Here is a 21,063-nt window from a genome sequence, read left to right as displayed (position 1 = left end):
GTGCCGCGGATCATCCGCGGCACCCCCGGCTCACTTGTGCGCGGCCTGTCCGGGGGGCCGGCCGACACTAGGGAATTCCATGGCCGCCCCCGTCGAGACTGGGCAGGTGGCGTGCGGGAAGTCGAGCTGCTCATGTCGGGCACACAGATAACTCAGTCGCTGTGGCACAGCTGTCCCCAGCGCCGGATGCCCACATCGAAATCCTCTGCTGTCCGCCGGTCTTGAGATGGGTTGGGTTGAACGTGGCGAACATCGACCAGGAACAGAAGCTCCGCGACTACCTCAAGCGGGCCGGCGCCGACCTGCGGCGCTCCCGGCAGCGGGTGAGCGAGCTGGAGGCGGCCTCCCGCGAGCCGATTGCGATCGTGGGCATGAGCTGCCGCTTCCCGGGAGGGGTGAGCAGCCCCGAGGATCTCTGGTCCCTGCTCGTCGCGGACGGGGACGGCATCACGGCGTCCCCCGACGACCGCGGCTGGGAGCTGGCGGCCGAGGACGCCGGGGAGTTCTCCGGCGGATTCCTGCACGACGCGGCCGAGTTCGACGCCTCCTTCTTCGGGATCTCCCCCCGTGAGGCGCTCGCCATGGACCCGCAGCAGCGACTGCTGCTGGAGTCCTCCTGGGAGGCTTTCGAGCGGGCCGGCATCGACCCGGCGGCGGTCCGGGGCACCAGGACCGGCATGTTCGTCGGGGCGATGCCCCAGGAATACAGGGTGGGCCCGGACGACGACGTCCAGGGCTTTGCCCTGACGGGCACCACCACCAGCATCATCTCCGGCCGGCTCGCGTACTTCTACGGCGCCGTCGGCCCGGCGGTCACCATCGACACCGCCTGCTCGTCCTCCCTCGTGGCCCTGCACCTGGCCGCCCACTCGCTGCGCCAGGGCGAGTGCTCCCTGGCGCTGGCCGCCGGCGTCACCGTGATGTCCAGCCCCACCACCTTCGTCGAGTTCAGCCGCCAGGGCGGGCTCTCGCCCGACGGGCGCTGCCGCTCCTTCGCCGACTCCGCCAACGGCACCGGCTGGGCCGAGGGTGTGGGCGTCCTGGTCCTGGAACGCCTCTCGGAGGCCCGCCGCAACGGGCACGAGATCCTGGCCGTCGTCCGGGGCTCCGCCATCAACCAGGACGGCGCCTCCAACGGGCTGACCGCGCCCCACGGCCCCTCGCAGCAACGGGTCATCGAGCAGGCGCTGGTTAGCGCGCGGCTCTCGGCCGACGAGGTCGACGTCGTCGAGGCGCACGGCACCGGAACCACCCTCGGCGACCCGGTCGAGGCCCAGGCACTGCTGGCGACCTACGGTCGCAACCGCGACGAGGAGCACCCGCTGCTGCTGGGCGCCGTCAAGTCCAACCTCGGCCACACCCAGGCGGCGGCCGGCATGGCCGGCGTCATCAAGATGGTGCTGGCGATGCGGCACGGCCTGCTCCCGCGCACGCTCCATGTGGACGCCCCGTCCTCGCACGTCGACTGGTCCCAGGGAGCCGTGCGCCTGCTCACCGAGCAGGTCCCCTGGCCCCAGGGCGAACAGCCGCGCCGGGCCGGCGTCTCCTCGTTCGGGCTCAGTGGCACCAACGCGCACACCATCCTGGAGGAGGCCCCGGCCGCCCCGTCCCCCGAGCCCGACCAGGAGGACGCCGCACTTCCGGCCACCGAGACCGTGCCGGCCGGCGCCGTCCCGTGGCTCGTCTCCGGCCGCACCCGCGAGGCGCTGCGGGCCCAGGCCGCGCGGCTGCTCGACCACCTCTCCACGCACCCCGCTCCCACGCCCACGGACGTGGCCTACTCCCTTGCCACGGCCCGCTCCGGTCTGGAACACCGCGCCGCCTTCCTCGCCGCCGACCTGGACGGCGCCCGTGCCGCCCTCACCGCGCTCGCCGACGGCACACCCGCCCCGGGCCTGGTGCAGGACACCGCCCGGACCCGGTCCAAGCTGGCCTTCCTCTTCGCCGGCCAGGGCTCCCAGCGGCCCGGCATGGGGCGTGAGCTGGCCGCCCGTTTCCCCGCCTTCGCCGCCGCCCTCGAAGAGGTCCTCGACCACCTCGACCAGGGCCTGCAACGACCCCTGAAGGAGCTGCTGTTCGCCGCCGAGGGCACGCCCGAGGCCGACCTGCTCAACGAGACCGGCTACGCCCAGCCCGCGCTCTTCGCCATCGAGGTGGCGCTGTACCGGCTCGCCGAATCCCTCGGCATCAAACCGGACTTCCTCGCCGGGCACTCCATCGGCGAGATCGCCGCGGCGCACGTGGCCGGCGTCTTCACCGTGGCCGACGCGGCGGCCCTGGTACTCGCCCGCGGCCGCCTCATGCAGGCGCTGCCCGACGGCGGCGCCATGATCTCCCTCGAAGCCACCGAAGAGGAGGTCCGGCCCCTGCTGGCGGGCCGGGAGGAGCGGGCCTCGATCGCCGCGATCAACGGGCCCGAGGCCGTCGTGGTCGCAGGGGAGACCGACGACGTCACCGCCGTCGCCGAGCACTTCGCCGCGCTCGGCCGCAAGACCAAGCGGCTGCGCGTCTCGCACGCCTTCCACTCCCCGCTCATGGAGCCGATGCTGGCCGAGTTCCGCTCGGTCGTCGCCGGACTCACCCCGCAGGCACCCGAGTTCCCGGTCGTCTCCGGCCTGACCGGCACCCTCGCCACGGTGGAGCAGCTGACCTCACCCGACTACTGGGTGGACCACGCCCGGCACGCCGTGCGGTTCGCCGATGCCCTCGCCTGGCTCGACGGCCACGGCGCCGCCACCTTCCTGGAACTGGGCCCGGACGGCGTCCTGTCCGCCATGGCCCAGACCTGCCTGGGCGCGACCGGTGCCGCCGAACCCGCCGACGGTGTGCCCGCGACGCTCGCCGTGCTGCGGCCCGGCCGCCCCGAGGCCGAGACCCTCACCACCGCGCTCGCCGGCCTGCACACCCGCGGCGTGACCGTCGAGTGGGAGCCCTACTTCCAGGGCACCGGCGCCGCGCACACCGACCTGCCCACCTACGCCTTCCAGCGTCGCCGCTACTGGCCCAGGAACGTGCCCGCGACGGGCGGTGACGTGCGCGCCGCCGGTCTGGGCGCGGCGCACCACCCACTGCTGACCGCGGCCGTTTCGGTCGCCAACGCCGACGGCCTGCTGCTCACCGGCCGACTCTCACGGCGCACCCATCCCTGGCTCGCCGACCACGCCGTGCGCGGCACCGTGCTGCTGCCGGGCACCGCCTTCCTGGAACTGGCCGTCCGAGCCGGGGACGAGGCCGGCTGCGGCCGGGTGGAGGAACTCACCCTGGCCGCCCCGCTGGTGCTGCCCGAGGAGGGCGGCGTCCAAGTGCAGGTGTGGGTGGGCAGCCCCGACGAGACCGGCCGCCGCACCGTGAGCGTCCACTCCCGCCCCGACGGGCCGGAGGAGCTCCCCTGGACCCAGCACGCCACCGGCACCCTCGTCACCGGCGAGCACCGCGCCGACTTCGACGCCACCGTCTGGCCCCCCGCGAACGCGCGCCCGGTGGACCTGGACGGCTTCTACGACCGCATGGCCGACACCGGCTTCGGGTACGGCCCCCTGTTCCAGGGCCTGCGCGCCGCCTGGCGCAGCGGCGACGACGTCTACGCCGAGGTGGCGCTGCCGCAGGCTGCCGACGCCGACGCCACCGCGTCGTTCGGGATCCACCCGGCCCTGCTGGACGCCGCGTTGCACGCCGCGGCCTTCGCCGACCTGGGCGAGACCGCCCGCGGCGGGCTGCCCTTCCTGTGGCAGGACGTGACCCTGCACGCGAGCGGCGCGACCACGGTCCGGGTGAAGTTGACCCCGGTCGACGACGACGCGGTGGCGATCGCGGTCGCCGACACCACCGGCGCGCCCGTCGCCTCCATCGGCTCGCTCGTGCTGCGCACCCTGCCCGACGCGGAGCTGGACGCCGCCAACTCCCTCGTCCGCGAGGCCCTGTTCGAGCTGCGCTGGACCGAACAGCCGCCGGCCCCCCAGGCGGCGCCCGCCTCGGTCGCCGTCCTTGGCCAGGACCCCTTCGGCCTGGCGGGGGCCCTCTCGACGCCGGACCGCACCGTCACGGCGCTGCCCGACCCGGACGCAGCCACACCCGTCCCGGACGTGGTCCTGGCCTCCGTCGAGGGCGCGGCCGGCGCCGCCGGCGACGAAGTCGTCACCGCCGTGCACACCCGCACCGCCGACGTCCTCGCGCGCCTGCGGACCTGGCTGCAGGACGAGCGGTACGCCGCGGCCCGGCTGGTCTTCGTCACCCGGGGCGCGGTCGCCACCGACGCCCGGCAGGTGCCGGACCCGGTGACCGCCGCCGTCTGGGGCCTGGTCCGGGCGGCGCAGAGCGAACACCCCGACCGCTTCGGGCTGTTGGACCTCGACCCCGCCACCGCCGAGCCCGCCGCGGAACCCCTGACGCGGGCCCTGGCGCTGGCCCCGGACGAGCCGCAGACCGCCGTCCGCGGCACCGCCGTGCTCACCGCGCGGCTCGCCCGCGCCCGGGTGTCGCAGCGCGCCACGGAGTGGGACCCGGAGGGCACCGTGGTCCTCACCGGGGCCACCGGCGGCCTGGGCCGCGTACTGGCCCGGCATCTGGTCGCCGAGCGCGGCGTGCGACACCTGCTGCTGGCCAGCCGTCGCGGTGCCGAGGCAGACGGCGCGGCGGAGCTCGTGGCCGAACTGACCCAGCACGGCGCGCAGGTGACCCTCGCCGCCTGCGACCTGGCCGATCGCGCCGCCGTGCGGCGGCTGCTGGCCGAGGTGCCCGCCCAGCACCCCGTCACCGCCGTCGTGCACAGCGCCGGCACCCTCGACGACGGGGTGATCGAGTCGCTCACCCCCGAGCGGATCAGCGCCGTCCTGCGGCCCAAGGCCGACGCCGTGTGGCACCTCCACGAAGCCACCTCGGACCTGGACCTGGCCGCCTTCGTCGTCTTCTCCTCCCTCTCCGGCACCGTCGGCGCGGCGGGCCAGGGCAACTACGCCGCCGCCAACGCCTTCCTCGACGCGCTCGCCCAACTGCGGCGCGCCCAGGGCCTGCCGGGCCTCTCCCTGGCCTGGGGCCCGTGGGAGCCCACCGCCGGCATGACCGGCGGCCTGACCGACGAGGATCTCGACCGACTGGCCCGTAGGGGAACGCCGGCGCTCACCGAGGAACAGGGCACCGCCCTCTTCGACGCGGCCACCGCCACGGACGCCGCCGCCCTGCTCCCGACCCGGTTCGACCTGTCCGTCCTGCGTCTCCAGAGCGAGATACCGGCGCTGTGGCGCGGTCTGATCCGCACCCCCGCCCGCCGCGCGGTGGTCTCCGGCTCCGAGGCCGCCGTCACCCTCGTGCAGAGGCTGTCCCGGTTGGACCCGACCGACCGCCGCGAGGTCATGCTCGACCTCGTCGCCGGCCAAGTGGCCGCCGTGCTCGGCCACTCCAGCACCGCCGACATCGATGCCCGGCGCCCGCTGCGGGAACTGGGCTTCGACTCGCTGACCGCCGTGGAGCTCCGCAACCGGCTCAGCGCGGCCACCGGCCTGCGCACCGCCGCCACGGTCATCTTCGACTACCCGACCGTCGACGCCCTCGCCGCGCACCTCCTCGCCGAACTCATGGGCTCCGAGGCCGCCACCGCGGTCAGCGCCCCCCGCGCCGCCACCGACGAGGACCCCATCGTCATCGTCGGCATGAGCTGCCGCTACCCCGGCGGCGTCGCCTCGCCCGAGGACCTCTGGCGCCTGGTGCGCGAGGGCACCGACGCCATCTCGGGCCTGCCCACCGACCGCGGTTGGGACCTGGACGCGCTCTACGACCCGGACCCGGACCGCACCGGCACCTCCTACTCGCGCTTCGGCGGATTCCTGCACACCGCCGCCGACTTCGACCCCGCCTTCTTCGGGATGAGCCCCCGCGAGGCCCTGGCCACCGACCCCCAGCAGCGGCTGCTCCTCGAAGCGTCCTGGGAGGCTGTCGAGCGCGCGGGCATCGACCCGGTGTCCCTCCGTGGCAGCCAGACCGGCGTGTTCGCGGGCGTGATGTACAACGACTACGCCACGGTGCTCTCCGGCGGGCAGTTCGAGGGCCACCAGGGCAGCGGCACCGCCCCGAGCGTCGCCTCCGGGCGCATCTCCTACACCCTTGGACTCGAAGGCCCCGCCGTCACCGTCGACACCGCGTGCTCGTCCTCGCTGGTCGCCATGCACTGGGCGATGCAGGCGCTGCGCGCGGGGGAGTGCTCGCTCGCGCTGGCCGGCGGCGTCACGGTCATGTCGACGCCCGGCGCCCTCATCGAGTTCTCCCGGCAGCGCGGCCTGTCCCCGGACGGCCGCTGCAAGGCGTTCTCCGACGGCGCCGACGGCGTCGGCTGGTCCGAGGGCGTGGGCATGCTCGTCCTGGAGCGCCTCTCCGACGCCCGCCGCAACGGCCACCACGTGCTGGCCGTCGTCCGCGGATCCGCCGTCAACCAGGACGGCGCCTCCAACGGCCTGACCGCCCCCAACGGCCCCTCCCAGCAACGGGTCATCCGGCAGGCACTGGCCGCCGCCGGCCTGACCGCCGCCGACATCGACGCCGTGGAGGGCCACGGCACCGGCACCGCCCTCGGCGACCCCATCGAGGCCCAGGCCCTGCTCGCCGCCTACGGCCAGGACCGCGACGCGCAGAGCCCGCTGCTGCTCGGCTCCGTCAAGTCCAACATCGGCCACACCCAGGCCGCGGCCGGTGCCGCCGGCGTCATCAAGATGGTCATGGCCATGGACCACGGCGTGCTGCCCCGCACCCTGCACGCCGACGAGCCGTCCTCGCACGTGGAGTGGGACACCGGAGCGGTGCGCCTGCTCACCGAGGAGGCGCCCTGGCCGGGGACCGGCCGGCCGCGCCGCGCCGCCGTCTCCTCCTTCGGCTTCAGTGGCACCAACGCGCACCTCATCGTCGAGCAGCCGCCGGCCACCCCCGACCGGCGCGAACAGCCGGAGCCCGGCCCGGCCGTCGTGCCCTGGACCCTGTCGGGCAAGAGCCGGGCGGCGCTGCGGGACCAGGCCGCCCGCCTGCGAACCTTCCTCGACCAGCGACCCGCCCTCGACCCGGCCGACGTCGCGCTCTCCCTCGCCACCACCCGCTCGGCCTTCGACCAGCGCGCCGTCGTCACCGGCGACCATGACGAACTGCTGCGCGCGCTGGCCAACCTGGCCGCGGACCGCCCCGACGCGGCGCTCACCGAAGGCGAGATCGGCGGCGCCGGCAAGCTGTCCGTGCTGTTCGCCGGACAGGGCAGCCAGCGACCCGGCGCGGGCCGGGAACTCGCCGCCCGCTTCCCCGCGTTCGCCCGTGCCCTGGACGAGGTGACCGCCGCCCTCGACGCGCACCTGGACCGCCCCCTCAAGGACGTCCTGTTCGCCCCGGAGGGCAGCCCCGAGGCGGAGCTGCTGGACCGCACCGAGTGGACCCAGCCGGCCCTGTTCGCCATCGAGGTCGCGCTCTACCGGCTGCTGCACACCTGGGGAATACGCCCCGACGTCCTGCTGGGCCACTCCGTCGGCGAGATCGCCGCCGCGCACGTCGCCGGCGTCCTCTCGCTCCCGGACGCGGCCCGCCTGGTCGCCGCGCGGGGACGGCTGATGCAGGCGCTGCCCGCCCACGGCACGATGATTTCCCTGGAGGCCACCGAGGACGAGGTGGCCCCGCTGCTCACCGGGCGCGAGCACGAGGTGTCCCTCGCCGCGGTCAACGGCCCCCGCGCCGTCGTCGTCGCCGGAGAGCCGGCCGCGGCCGAGGAGGTCGCCGCCCACTTCGCCGCGCAGGGCCGCAGGACCAAGCGCCTGAAGGTCAGTCACGCGTTCCACTCGCCGCTCATGGAGCCCGCGCTCGACGACCTGCGCGAGGTTGCCGCGCAGCTCACCTACGGCGCGCCGGAGGTGACCGTCATCTCCGGCCTCACCGGACGGCCCGCCACCGACGACGAGCTGCGCTCCGCGGACTACTGGGTCGCGCACGCCCGCGGCACCGTCCGCTTCGCCGACACCGTGCGCGCCGCACACGCCTGCGGCGCCGGCACCTTCCTCGAACTCGGGCCCGACAGCGTGCTGTCGGCGCCCGCCCAGGACACCCTGGGCGACGAGACGGACGCGGACTTCGTCGCGCTGCTGCGCGGCGGGCGCGGCGAGGAGCGCGGCGTGGCCACCGCGCTCGCCCGCCTGCACGTACGGGGCACGGCCGTCGACTGGTCCGGGTACCTCGCCGGCACCGGAGCCCGCCTCCTCGACCTGCCCACCTACGCCTTCCAGCACGAGCACTACTGGCCGGAGCCGGCCCCGGTCCGTCTCGCGCAGGGCACCCCCGACCCCGCGGACGCCGACCTGTGGAGCGCCGTCGAACGCGGCGACGCCACCGAACTGGCCACCCTCCTGGGGCTCCGCGACGAACAGCACGCCTCCCTGTACGCGCTGCTGCCCGCGCTGTCCTCCTGGCGCCAGCACCGGCACGAGAAGGCCCTGCTGGACTCCACCCGCTACCGCGTCGCCTGGCGCCCCGTGCGGGCGAGTGCCGCGCCCGTCCTCGACGGCACCTGGCTGCTCGTCACCACCGAGGGCATCGACAGCGACGAGGTCCTCGAAGCGCTGCGCGGCCACGGAGCCCAGTTCGAGACCCTCGTCCTGGACGCCGCCTGCCACGACCGCGCCGAACTCGCCGCCCGACTCGACGCGGTACGGGCACCGGACCGCGCCTTCGCCGGCATCCTGTCCCTGCTCCCGCTCGCCGACGGCCCCGGCACCGAGGTCGGCGCCGAGCCGCCCACCGGGCTCGCGCTGAGCCTCGTCCTGATCCAGGCACTGGCCGACACCGATCTCGCCGCCCCGCTGTGGACCCTGACCCGCGGCGCCGTCACCACCGGCACCGACGACCCGGTCACCGACCCGCTCCAGGCCGCCGTCTGGGGCCTGGGCCGGGTCGCCGCCCTGGAGCACCCGCAGCTGTGGAGCGGCCTGCTCGACCTGCCCCCCGCCCTCGACGCCCCCGCCGCCCAACACCTCGTCAGCGCGCTGGCCGCACAGGGCGGCGAGGACCAGATCGCCCTCCGCGCCACCGGAGCGCTCGGCCGGCGCCTGGTGCGCCACCCGCAGGCCGAACTGCCCCCGGCCGAGGCGTTCACCGCGCGCGGCACCGTGCTCGTCACCGGCGGCACCGGAGCGCTCGGCGCCGAGGTGGCGCGCTGGCTCGCCCGCAGCGGCGCCGCGCACCTCCTCCTCACCAGCCGCCGCGGACCCGACGCCCCCGGCGCCGGTGAACTCGCCGCGGAAATCGAGGGCTTGGGGACCGAGGTCACCATCGTGGCCTGCGACACCGCCGACCGTGACGCGCTCGCCGCGCTCCTGGCCGCCGTCCCCGCGGAGCACCCGCTGACCGGCGTCGTGCACGCGGCCGGCGTCGGCCAGAACGCCGCCCTCACCCACACCCCGCTGGCGGACGCCGCGGCGGCGATGTCCGCCAAGATGCTCGGCGCGGCCCACCTCGACGCCCTCCTGGAGGGCCACGACCTGGACTTCTTCGTCCTCATCTCGTCCATCGCCGGCGTGTTCGGCAGCGCCGGGCAGAGCGCCTACGGCGCCGCCAACGCCTACCTCGACGCCCTCGCCGAGCACCGGCGCGCCCGCGGCCTGCCCGCCACCTCGGTGGCCTGGGGACCCTGGGCCGAGGCGGGCATGGCCACCGACGAGGCCGTCACGCACCAACTCCACCAGCGCGGACTGCGTTTCCTCGCGCCCTCGACCGCCCTGGCCGAACTGCGGCGCGCACTCGTCCACGACGACGTCACGGTCACCGTCGCCGACATCGACTGGGAGCGCTACCACCCCCTCTTCACCTCCGCCCGCCCCAGCGTCTTGTTCGACGAACTGCCCGAGGTCCAGGCCCTCGTCCACGCCGACAGCGCGGGCGAGAGCGCCGCGCCGCAGTTCGCCGCCCGCCTGCGCGGCCTGGACCAGGACGAGCAGGAGCGGCTGCTGGCCGACCTGGTGCGCGCCGAGGCGGCCGCCGCCCTCGGCCACGACTCCCCGGACGCCATCTCGGAGCGGCGGGCCTTCCGCGACGCCGGCTTCGACTCGCTGACCGCGGTGGAACTGCGCAAGCGGCTGGCCGCCCTCACCGGCCTGGCGCTGCCCGCCACCCTCGTCTTCGACCACCCGACCCCCGCCGTCCTCGCCCGCCACCTGCGCGAGGAACTCCTGGGCACCGGCGGCGCCCAGGCCGCCCCGGCGGCCGTGGCCGTGTCGACGTCGGGAGGCTTCGACGAGCCCATCGCCATCGTCGGCATGAGCTGCCGCTTCCCCGGCGGCGTCCGCTCCCCGCAGCAGCTCTGGGACCTCCTCAGCGACGGCGTCGACGCCATCACCGACTTCCCCGTCAACCGCGGCTGGAACACCGAGCTCTACCACCCGGACCCGGACAACCCCGGCACCACGTACTCCACCCAGGGCGGTTTCCTGCACGACGCGGGCGAGTTCGACGCCTCCTTCTTCGGCATCTCGCCGCGCGAGGCGCTGTCCATGGACCCCCAGCAGCGGCTGCTGCTGGAGACCACCTGGGAGGCGTTCGAGCACGCCGGCATCGACCCCACCACCGTCCACGGCAGCGCGACCGGCACCTTCGTCGGCTCCACCTACCAGGAGTACGGACTCGGCGTCGAGGACGGCTCCGCCGGCCACCTGGTGACCGGCACCAGCCCCAGCGTGCTCTCCGGGCGCCTGGCCTACCTCTTCGGCCTCGAAGGACCGGCCGTCACCGTCGACACCGCCTGCTCCTCGTCCCTGGTCGCCCTGCACCTGGCCTGCCAGTCGCTGCGCAACGGCGAGAGCTCCCTGGCCCTGGCCGGTGGCGCGACCGTGATGACCAACCCCAACCCGTTCGTCGCCTTCAGCCGGCAGCGGGCGCTGGCCAACGACGGCCGCTGCAAGGCGTTCTCCGACGGCGCCGACGGCATGACCCTCGCCGAAGGCGTCGGCATCCTCGTCCTGGAACGCCTCTCGGACGCCCAGCGCAACGGCCACGAGATCCTCGCCGTCGTCCGCGGCTCGGCCATCAACCAGGACGGCGCCTCCAACGGTCTGTCCGCCCCCAACGGCCCGTCCCAGCAGCGCGTCATCCGCCAGGCCCTGGCCAACTCCCGCCTGAACCCGGCGGACATTGACGCCGTCGAGGCCCACGGGACCGGCACCGCCCTGGGCGACCCCATCGAAGCGCAGGCCCTGCTCGCCACCTACGGCCGGGACCGCGACCCGCAGAGCCCGCTGCTGCTGGGCTCCGTCAAGTCCAACATCGGCCACACCCAGTCGGCGGCCGGCGTGGCCGGCGTCATCAAGATGATCCTGGCCCTGCGCCACGGACAACTGCCGCGCACCCTGCACGCGGAGACACCCTCCGGCCACATCGACTGGACCCCGGGCACCGTCGCCCTGCTGAACGAACCCGCCGACTGGCCCGTGGGCGAGCGCCCACGCCGCTGCGCGGTCTCCTCCTTCGGCATCAGCGGGACCAACGCCCACACCATCCTCGAAGAGGCCCCCCGCCCGCACGAGACGGCCCCCGCGCCGACGGTGCCCCCGGCCGGCGGCGTCGTCCCGTGGGTGCTGTCCGCCCGGACCCCCGGAGCCCTGCACGCCCAGGCCGCGCACCTCGCCGCCCACCTCGACGGCGGGCAGGCGCCCGGCGCGGTGGACGTCGGCCACAGCCTGGTGGCCTCGCGCACCCTCTTCGACCACCGCGCCGTCGTCGTCGGCACCGACGGCCAAACCCGCCGCGCGGCACTCGACGCCCTCGCCGCCGGCGGCTCCGCCCCCGGCCTCGTCCAGGGCACCGCCGACACCGAGGGCAAGACCGTCTTCGTCTTCCCCGGCCAGGGCTCCCAGTGGGTCGGCATGGGCGCACGGCTCCTTGAGGAGTCCCCGGTCTTCGCCGAGCGCCTGACCGAATGCGCCACCGCCCTCTCGGAGTTCACCGACTGGTCCCTGCTCGACGTGCTGCGCCAGGCCGACGGCGCGCCGACGCTGGAGCGCGTCGACGTCGTCCAGCCCGCCTCCTTCGCCGTCATGGTCTCCCTGGCCGCGTTGTGGGCCTCCCACGGCATCACCCCCGACGCCGTGGTCGGCCACTCGCAGGGCGAGATCGCCGCGGCGGCCGTCGCCGGGGCGCTCTCCCTGCAGGACGCGGCCCGCGTCGTCGCGCTGCGCAGCCAGGCCATCGCCCGCGGGCTGGCCGGAACCGGCGGCATGATGTCGGTCCCGCTGCCCGTCGCCGACGTCGAAGCGCGCCTCGCCGGGGCCGCCGGGTACAACGACCTGTCGGTCGCCGCGGTCAACGGCCCCCGGTCCACCGTCGTCGCCGGCGCCGTCGCCCCGCTGGACGCCCTCCAGGCCGAGCTGGTCGGCGAGGACATCCGCGCCAGGCGCATCGCCGTGGACTACGCCTCGCACTCCGCCGAGGTCGAGCGGGTGCGGGACGAACTGCACACCGTCCTCGCCCCGGTGCGCCCGGGCCCGTCGCAGGTGCCGTTCTTCTCCACCGTCACCGGCGACTGGCTGGACACCACCGGCATGGACGCCGACTACTGGTACACCAACCTGCGGCAGACCGTCCGCTTCCAGCCCGCCATCCGCGAACTCCTCGCCCAGAACCACCACTTCTTCATCGAGGTCAGCTCCCACCCCGTACTCGCCATGGGCGTCCAGGCCACCGCCGAGGAAGCCGGCAGCACGGCCGCGGTGCTCGGCACGCTCCGGCGCGACGCGGGCGGCACCGACCGCTTCCTGACCTCCCTCGCCGAGGCGTTCGTCCGGGGCGCGCACGCCGACTGGCCCGGTGTCTTCGCCGGCACCGGCGCCCGCCGGGTACCCCTGCCCACCTACGCCTTCCAGCGCGAGCAGATGTGGGCCATCCCCGACCGGCCTGCGCACCGGCCCGAAGCGGACCCCGCGGACGCGGAGTTCTGGACCGCGGTGGAGGAGGCGGACGTCGACTCCCTCGCCTCCAGCCTGCGCCTGGACCGCACCGCCCTGGAGCCCGTCCTGCCGGCCCTGACCGACTGGCGCCGGCGCCGCCGCGACCTGGCGGCCGTGGACTCCTGGCGCTACCGCGCCACCTGGCAGCCGCTGACCGCCCTCCCCACGGCGGCCCTGACCGGCACCTGGCTCGTCGTCACCACCGAGGACACCGCCGGCGAGGACATCACCGGCGCCCTCGCCGCGCACGGCGCCCAGACACGCACCCTCGTCCTCGACGACGCCTGCCTGGACCGGGCGACGCTGGCCGCGCGCCTGACCGACCTCGACGGCGCCGCGGACCTCGCGGGCGTGGTGTCGCTGCTGGCCGCGGCAGAGGAGCCGAGCCCGCACCACCCGGCGCTCAGCCGCGCGGTGGCCCTGACCGTCGGGCTCGTCCAGGCACTCGGCGACGCCGGGATCGACGCACCCCTGTGGTGCCTGACCCGGGGCGCCGTCTCCACCGGCCGCGCGGACCGGCTCACCCGCCCCGCCCAGGCCCAGATCCACGGCCTCGGCTGGACGGCCGCCCTCGAACACCCGGACCGCTGGGGCGGTCTGGTCGACCTGCCCGAGGAACTGGACCCGCGGGCCGGTGAGCGCCTGGCCGCGGTCCTGACCGGCCGTACCGGCGAGGACCAGCTCGCCGTCCGCGCCTCGGGCGTCCTCGCCCGCCGCGTCGTGCGCGCCACCCCCGCGGACACCGCTCCGGCCAACCCCTGGACGCCGAGGGGCACCACCCTCGTCACGGGCGGCACCGGCACGCTCGCCCCGCACCTGGCGCGCTGGCTCGCCCAGCAGGGCGCCGAGCACGTCGTGCTCACCAGCCGCCGCGGCCCGGCCGCCCCCGGATCCGACGACATCGTCCGGGAACTGGCCGAGTTGGGCTGCGAGGCCGACGTCGTCGCCTGCGACCTGACCGACCGCGACGCGGTCGCCCAGATGCTCGCCACGCTCGCGGCCGAGGGCCGCACCGTGCGCACCGTCGTGCACACCGCCGTCACCATCGAGCTGGCGACGCTGCACGAGACGACCCTCGACGACTTCGCGCGGGTCATGGACGCCAAGGTCACCGGAGCCCGGCACCTGGACGAACTGCTCGACGACGACCTCGACGCCTTCGTCCTGTACTCGTCCACCGCCGGCATGTGGGGCAGCGGCGCCCACGCCGCCTACGTCGCCGGCAACGCCTACCTCGACGCCCTGGCCGAACACCGCCGCGCCCGCGGCGCCCGGGCCACCGCCGTCTCCTGGGGCATCTGGGCCGACGACCTCAAGCTCGGCCGCGTCGACCCCGGCCAGATCCGCCGCAGCGGACTGGTCTTCATGGACCCGCAGTTGGCCCTCACCGGGCTGCGCCAGGTCCTCGACGACGACGAGACGCACCTGGCCGTCGCCGACGTGGACTGGGAGCGCTACTACCCGGTCTTCACCGCCGCGCGGCCCACCCGGCTCTTCGACGACCTGCCCGAAGTCCAGCGGCTCGCGGAGAACACCGCCCAGGTCAAGGACTCCGGCAGCGAGTTCGCCAACCGGCTCCTCGGGCTGGCCGCCGTCGAGCAGGAGAGGCTCCTGCTGGACCTCGTCCGCGGCGAGGCCGCCACCGCGCTCGGCCACGCCTCACCCGACGTGCTCTCCGGACAACGCGCCTTCCGCGACGTCGGATTCGACTCGCTGACCGCCGTCGACCTGCGCAACCGGCTCGCCGCCGTGACCGGGCTCGCGCTGCCGAGCACCATGGTCTTCGACTACCCCAACCCGCAGGCCCTCGTCGCCTTCCTGCGCGAATCCCTCGTCGGGTCCGCCACGGGCACCACCACCACGACCACACACACCGCCGCCGACGACGAGCCCATCGCCATCATCGGCATGAGCTGCCGCTACCCCGGCGGCATCGGCTCACCGGAGGACCTGTGGCGCCTGGTCGGCGAGGGGGGCGACGCCACCAGCGAGTTCCCCACCGACCGCGGCTGGGACGCCGAAAGCCTCTACGACCCCGACCCCGACCGGGCCGGACACACCTACTCGACCCGGGGCGGATTCCTCCACGACGCCGCCGAGTTCGACGCCTCCTTCTTCGGCATCTCGCCCCGCGAGGCGCTGGCCATGGACCCGCAGCAGCGGCTGCTGCTGGAGACCTCCTGGGAGGCGATGGAGCGTGCCGGGATCGACGCCGCCACCCTGCGCGGCACCAGCACCGGCACCTTCATCGGCGCCAGTTACCAGGACTACGGAGCCGCCGGCGCGAGCCCGGAGGGCGCCGAGGGACACCTGATCACCGGCACCATCTCCAGCGTCCTGTCCGGCCGGCTCTCCTACACCTACGGCTTCGAGGGCCCGGCCGTCTCCCTCGACACCGCCTGCTCCTCGTCCCTGGTCGCCCTGCACCTGGCCTGCCAGTCCCTGCGCAACGGCGAGAGCTCCCTGGCCCTCGCGGGCGGCGTCAGCATCATGTCCACGCCCGGCGCCTTCGTCGGCTTCAGCCGGCAGCGCGCGATGGCCGCCGACGGCCGCTGCAAGGCGTACTCCGACCAGGCCGACGGCATGAGCCTGGCCGAGGGCGTCGGCCTGGTCCTCGTCGAACGGCTCTCCGACGCCCGCCGCAACGGGCACCAGGTCCTGGCCGTCATCCGCGGCTCCGCGGTGAACCAGGACGGCGCCTCCAACGGACTGACCGCGCCCAACGGCCCGTCCCAGCAGCGCGTCATCCGCCAGGCCCTGGCCAACGCCAAGGTGGACGCCGACAGCGTCGACGTCATCGACGGCCACGGGACCGGCACCGCCCTCGGCGACCCCATCGAGGCGCAGGCCCTGCTCGCCACCTACGGCCGGGAGCGCGACCCCGAGCACCCGCTGCTCCTGGGCTCGGTGAAGTCCAACATCGGCCACACCCAGATGGCGTCCGGCGTCGCCAGCGTCATCAAGATGGTCATGGCCATGCGCCACGGCACGGTGCCGCAGAGCCTGCACATCGACCGGCCCTCCGCACACGTCGACTGGAGCTCCGGCGCCCTCCACCTGCTCACCGAGCCGCTTCCCTGGCCCAGCACCGGACACCCGCGCCGCGCGGGCGTCTCCTCCTTCGGGCTCAGCGGCACCAACGTCCACACCATCCTCGAACAGGCCCCGGAGGAGCGGTCCGAGGAAGCCGCCGACGCGGCACCGGCCCGCCCGGCCGATCCCGCGCCCGTCCCCCTGACGCTGTCCGGACACACCGAAGCGGCCCTGCGCGCACAGGCCGGACAGCTCCTGTCCCACCTCACCGCCCACCCCGAACTCCCACTCGCCGACGTGGCGTTCTCCCTCGCCGGCTCCCGCAGCGCCCTGGAGCACCGCGCGGCCGTCGTCACCGACGACCCCGACGCCCTCGTCCGCGCGCTGACCGCGCTGCGCGACGCGGCCCCCGACGGCGGGCTGCTCACCGGCCGCCCGGATCGCGGCCGGCTGGCCTTCCTCTTCACCGGCCAGGGCAGCCAGCGCCCCGGAATGGGACGCGAGCTCTACGACCGCCACCCGGTCTACGCCCAGGCCCTGGACACGGTGCTGGCCCGCTTCGACCTCGAACTCGACCGGCCGCTGCGAGAACTCCTCTTCGCCGCCCCGGACACCCCCGAGGCCGCCCTGCTGGACGACACCCGCTACACCCAGCCCGCCCTCTTCGCCCTCGAAGTAGCCCTGTTCCGCCTCGCCGAGTCCTGGGGGCTGCGCCCCGACTACGTCGCGGGCCACTCCATCGGAGAGTTCGCCGCCGCGCACGCCGCCGGAGTCCTCTCCCTGGAGGACGCCTGCACCCTGGTCGCCGCCCGCGGCCGGCTGATGGCCGCACTGCCCGCTGCCGGCGCCATGGCCTCCGTCGAAGCCACCGAGGACGAAGCGGCCGCCGCGCTCGCCCCGTACGAGGGACGGGCCGCGGTCGCCGCCGTCAACACCCCGGCGTCCCTGGTCGTCTCGGGTGACGAGGACGCGGTGCTGGCCGTCGCGGCGCACTTCGAGGAGCGCGGCCGCCGCACCAAGCGGCTGCGCGTCAGCCACGCCTTCCACTCGCCACACATGGACCCGATGCTGGCGGACTTCGCCCGCGTCGTCGGCTCCGTCACCTGCCACGCACCGGCCGTGCCGCTGGTGTCCACCGTCACCGGCGCTCTGCTCACGCACGACGAGCTGGCCGCGCCGGAGTACTGGACCGGGCAGGTCCGGGGCACCGTCCGCTTCGCCGACGCCGTGCGGCACCTCGTCGAGCACGGCGTGACGACCTTCTTCGAGCTCGGCCCGGACGCCGTGCTCAGCGGCGCGGTCCGCGAGGGCGCCGACGCGCAGGAGCACGTCACCGCCGTACCGGCTCTGCGCCGCGACCGGCCCGAGGCCCCGGCGCTGACCACGGCACTGGCCCGACTCCACCTCCACGGGGCACCGGTCGACTGGGACGCCGTGTTCGCGGGCAGCGGGGCCCGCCGGATCGACCTGCCCACCTACCCCTTCCAGCGCGAGCGCTACTGGCCCGAGCCGACCGCGGTCACCGGTACCCCCGCACACCCCGCCGACGCGGCGGACACGGAGTTCTGGTCGGCGGTGGAGCGCGCGGACCTCGCATCCCTGGGCTCCTCGCTGGAACTGGACGACGACACCCTCACCGCCGTCGTGCCCGCCCTCTCCTCGTGGCGGCGCCGGAGCCGGGAGCGTGCCACCGTCGACGGCTGGCGCTACCGGTCCACCTGGAAGCGCCGCACCGGCCCGACCACCGCGGGACAACCCGCCGGGACCTGGCTGGTGCTCGCACCGGCCGACGGCGAGCGGGCCTGGCCCGATGCGGTCGCCGGCGCCCTGGGCGCCGACTCCGTACGCCTTCCCGTCGCCGCCCCGCAGCGCGGAGAACTGGCCGAGCGGCTGGGCGAACTGGCCGCCGAACACGGCGAGTTCGCGGGCGTGCTGTCGCTGCTGGCGACGGCCGGCGAGGGCACCGAGGCCGCCACGACCGAGGGCGTGCTGCTGACGGCGACCGCCGTCCAGGCCCTGGGCGACGCGGGCATCGAGGCCCCCCTGTGGTGCGTGACCCGCACCGCCGTGGCCGTCGACCGCGCCGAACACCCGGCCCGCCCCGCCCAGGCCGCCGTATGGGGCCTGGGCAGGGTGGCCGCACTGGAGCACCCGCAGCGCTGGGGCGGCCTCGTCGACCTCCCCGACGAGCTCGACGACACCACCCTGCGCCACCTGGCGGCCGTCCTCGCCGACAGTGGCGGCGAGGACCAGCTCGCCGTGCGCACCACCGGGGCCTTCGTCCGCCGACTGGCACACCACCGAGCCGAACCGGCCCCCGAGACGGGCACGTTCAGCCCTACCGGCACCGTGCTCGTCACCGGCGGCACCGGAGCCCTCGGCGGCCATGTCGCCCGCTGGCTGGCTGAGGCGGGCGCCCCGCACCTGCTGCTGCTCAGCCGCCGCGGCGCCGACGCTCCCGGAGCCGCCGAACTGGTCGCACAGATCGAGGACCTGGGAGCCCGCGTCACCGTCGCGGCGTGCGACATCGCCGACCGCGACGCGCTCACCGCCGCACTGGCCGCGGTCCCCGCCGAGCAGCCGCTGACCGCGGTGTTCCACACCGCCGGCATCATCGACGACGGCACCCTGGACACGCTCACCCCCGAGCAGTTCACCGCCGTCCTGCGTGCCAAGGTCACCGCCACGCTCAACCTGCACGAGGTCACCCGCGACCGGGACCTGAGCGCCTTCGTGCTCTTCTCCTCCGTCGCCGGCACCCTCGGCGCGCCCGGCCAGGGCAACTACGCCGCCGCCAACGCCTTCCTCGACGCCTTCGCCGAGCACCGGCGCGCCCACGGCCTGCCCGCCACCTCGCTGGCCTGGGGCCCCTGGGCCGAGACCGGCATGGCGGCCGACGGCACCGGCGTCCAGGACCGCATCCGCCGCGGCGGCTTCCACCCGATGCCACCGCGACCGGCCCTCACCGCCCTGCGGCGGGCGATCGAGCAGGGCGCCACGACGCTGACCCTCGCCGACATCGACTGGCCGCGCTACGCGGAGGTGTTCACCGCGCTGCGCCCCAGCCCCCTCGTCGGCGACCTGCCCGAACTGCGCCGGGCCACGCCGGCCGCCGGGGCGACGGAAGCCGCCCTGCGGGAACCGGCCCTGCGCCGGCGGCTCGCCGAGCTCTCCCCGTCCGCCCGCCCCGGCTTCGTCCTGGACCTGGTGCGCACCCACGTCGCCGCGGTCCTCGGACACGCCGGCACCTCGGACATCGGCGCCGAACGCGCCTTCAGCGACCTCGGTTTCGACTCGCTGACCACCGTCGAACTGCGCAACACCCTCACCGCCACCACCGGCCTGAAACTGACCGCGACCCTCGTCTACGACTACCCGACCCCAACCTCCCTCGCCGACTTCCTGCTCGCCGAACTCCTGGGCACCCTGCCCGACCCCGGCACCGACACGCCGGCCCCCGCCGGGCGGGCGGCCGACGACGACCCCATCGCCATCGTCGGCGTCAACTGCCGCTTCCCCGGCGGCGTACGGTCCCCCGACGACCTCTGGCGGCTGCTGAGCCACGGCGAGGACGCGATCAGCGGTTTCCCCGCGGACCGCGGCTGGGACCTCGACGCGCTCGCCCAAGGCGCCTCCGCCACCCTCGAAGGCGGATTCCTGGACGGCGTCGGCCTCTTCGACGCCCCCTTCTTCGGCATCTCGCCCCGCGAGGCGCTGGCCATGGACCCCCAGCAGCGCCTGCTGCTGGAGACCTCCTGGGAGGCGTTCGAGCGCGCCGGCATCGACGCGACCACCCTGCGCGGCAGCCGCACCGGCGTGTTCGTCGGCACCAACGGCCAGGACTACGCCACCCTCCTGCGCCGGGGAACCGGCACCGCCGACCTGCGCGGCCACGTCGCCACCGGCAACACCGCCAGCGTCATGTCCGGCCGCCTGTCCTACGCCTTCGGCCTGGAGGGCCCGGCCGTCACCGTCGACACCGCCTGCTCCTCCGCGCTGGTCGCCCTCCACATGGCGGCCAACTCCCTGCGCAGTGGCGAGTGCACCCTCGCACTGGCCGGCGGCGTCTCGGTCATGTCCAGCCCCGACTCCTTCACCGAGTTCACGGTCCAGGGCGGGCTGGCCGCCGACGGGCGGTGCAAGCCCTTCGCCGACGCCGCCGACGGCACCAGCTGGTCCGAGGGCGTGGGCGTCCTCGTCCTGGAGCGGCTCTCCGACGCCCGCCGCAACGGCCACGACGTATGGGGCATCGTGCGCGGCACCGCCGTCAACCAGGACGGTGCCTCCAACGGGCTGACCGCGCCCAGCGGGCGGGCCCAGCAGCGCGCCATCCGCCAGGCCCTCGCCGACGCGGACCTCACCCCCGCCGACGTCGACGTCGTCGAGGCCCACGGCACCGGCACCACCCTCGGCGACCCCATCGAGGCGCACGCCCTCATCGCCGCCTACGGACCGGACAGGCGGCGCCCGCTGCTCGTCGGCGCCGTCAAGTCGAACCTGGGCCACACCCAGGCCGCCGCCGGCGTCGCCGGCACCATCAAGGTGCTCCTGGCGATGCGGCACGGCGTCCTGCCCAAGACCCTGCACGTCAACTCCCCGTCCTCGCACGTGGATTGGACGGACGGCGCGGTCTCGCTCGTCACCGAGCAGCAGGACTGGCCCGAGACCGGGCAGCCCCGACGGGCCGGCGTCTCCGCCTTCGGCGTGAGCGGCACCAACGCCCACGTCATCCTCGAGCAGGCGCCGGACGTCGAGGAGCCCGCGGCGGCGGAGTCCACCACGCAGCCGGGCCTCGTGCCCTGGCCGGTGTCGGGCAGGTCCGAGGCCGCACTGGAGGCGCAGATCGAGCGGGTCTCGGCGCTGACCGGTCCGTCACCGGTCGACGTGGGCCACTCCCTGGCCACCGGCCGGGCAGCGTTCGCCCACCGCGCGGTCCTCGCGGCCGACGGTGCCGGCGTACGGGAACTCGTACGCGGCGTCACCCAGGAGACCGACGGGAAGCTGGCGGTGCTGTTCTCCGGGCAGGGTGCGCAGCGGGTGGGGATGGGTCGGGAGTTGTATGGCCGGTTCCCGGTGTTCGCGG

General features: G+C 75.2%; 1 protein-coding gene. It reads left to right on the top strand.

The genetic code is table 11. The features are described from left to right. Nucleotides 1–251 precede the first annotated feature (251 nt). Nucleotides 252–21,063: type I polyketide synthase (locus ACO1BR_RS30055; RefSeq protein WP_426798297.1), on the top strand; the 20,812-nt coding region annotated here is incomplete at its 3' end.

This window comes from Streptomyces sp. YGL11-2 (assembly GCF_050054615.1).
Lineage (GTDB): Bacteria > Actinomycetota > Actinomycetes > Streptomycetales > Streptomycetaceae > Streptomyces.
This window is presented reverse-complemented; position numbering and strand designations above follow the sequence as displayed.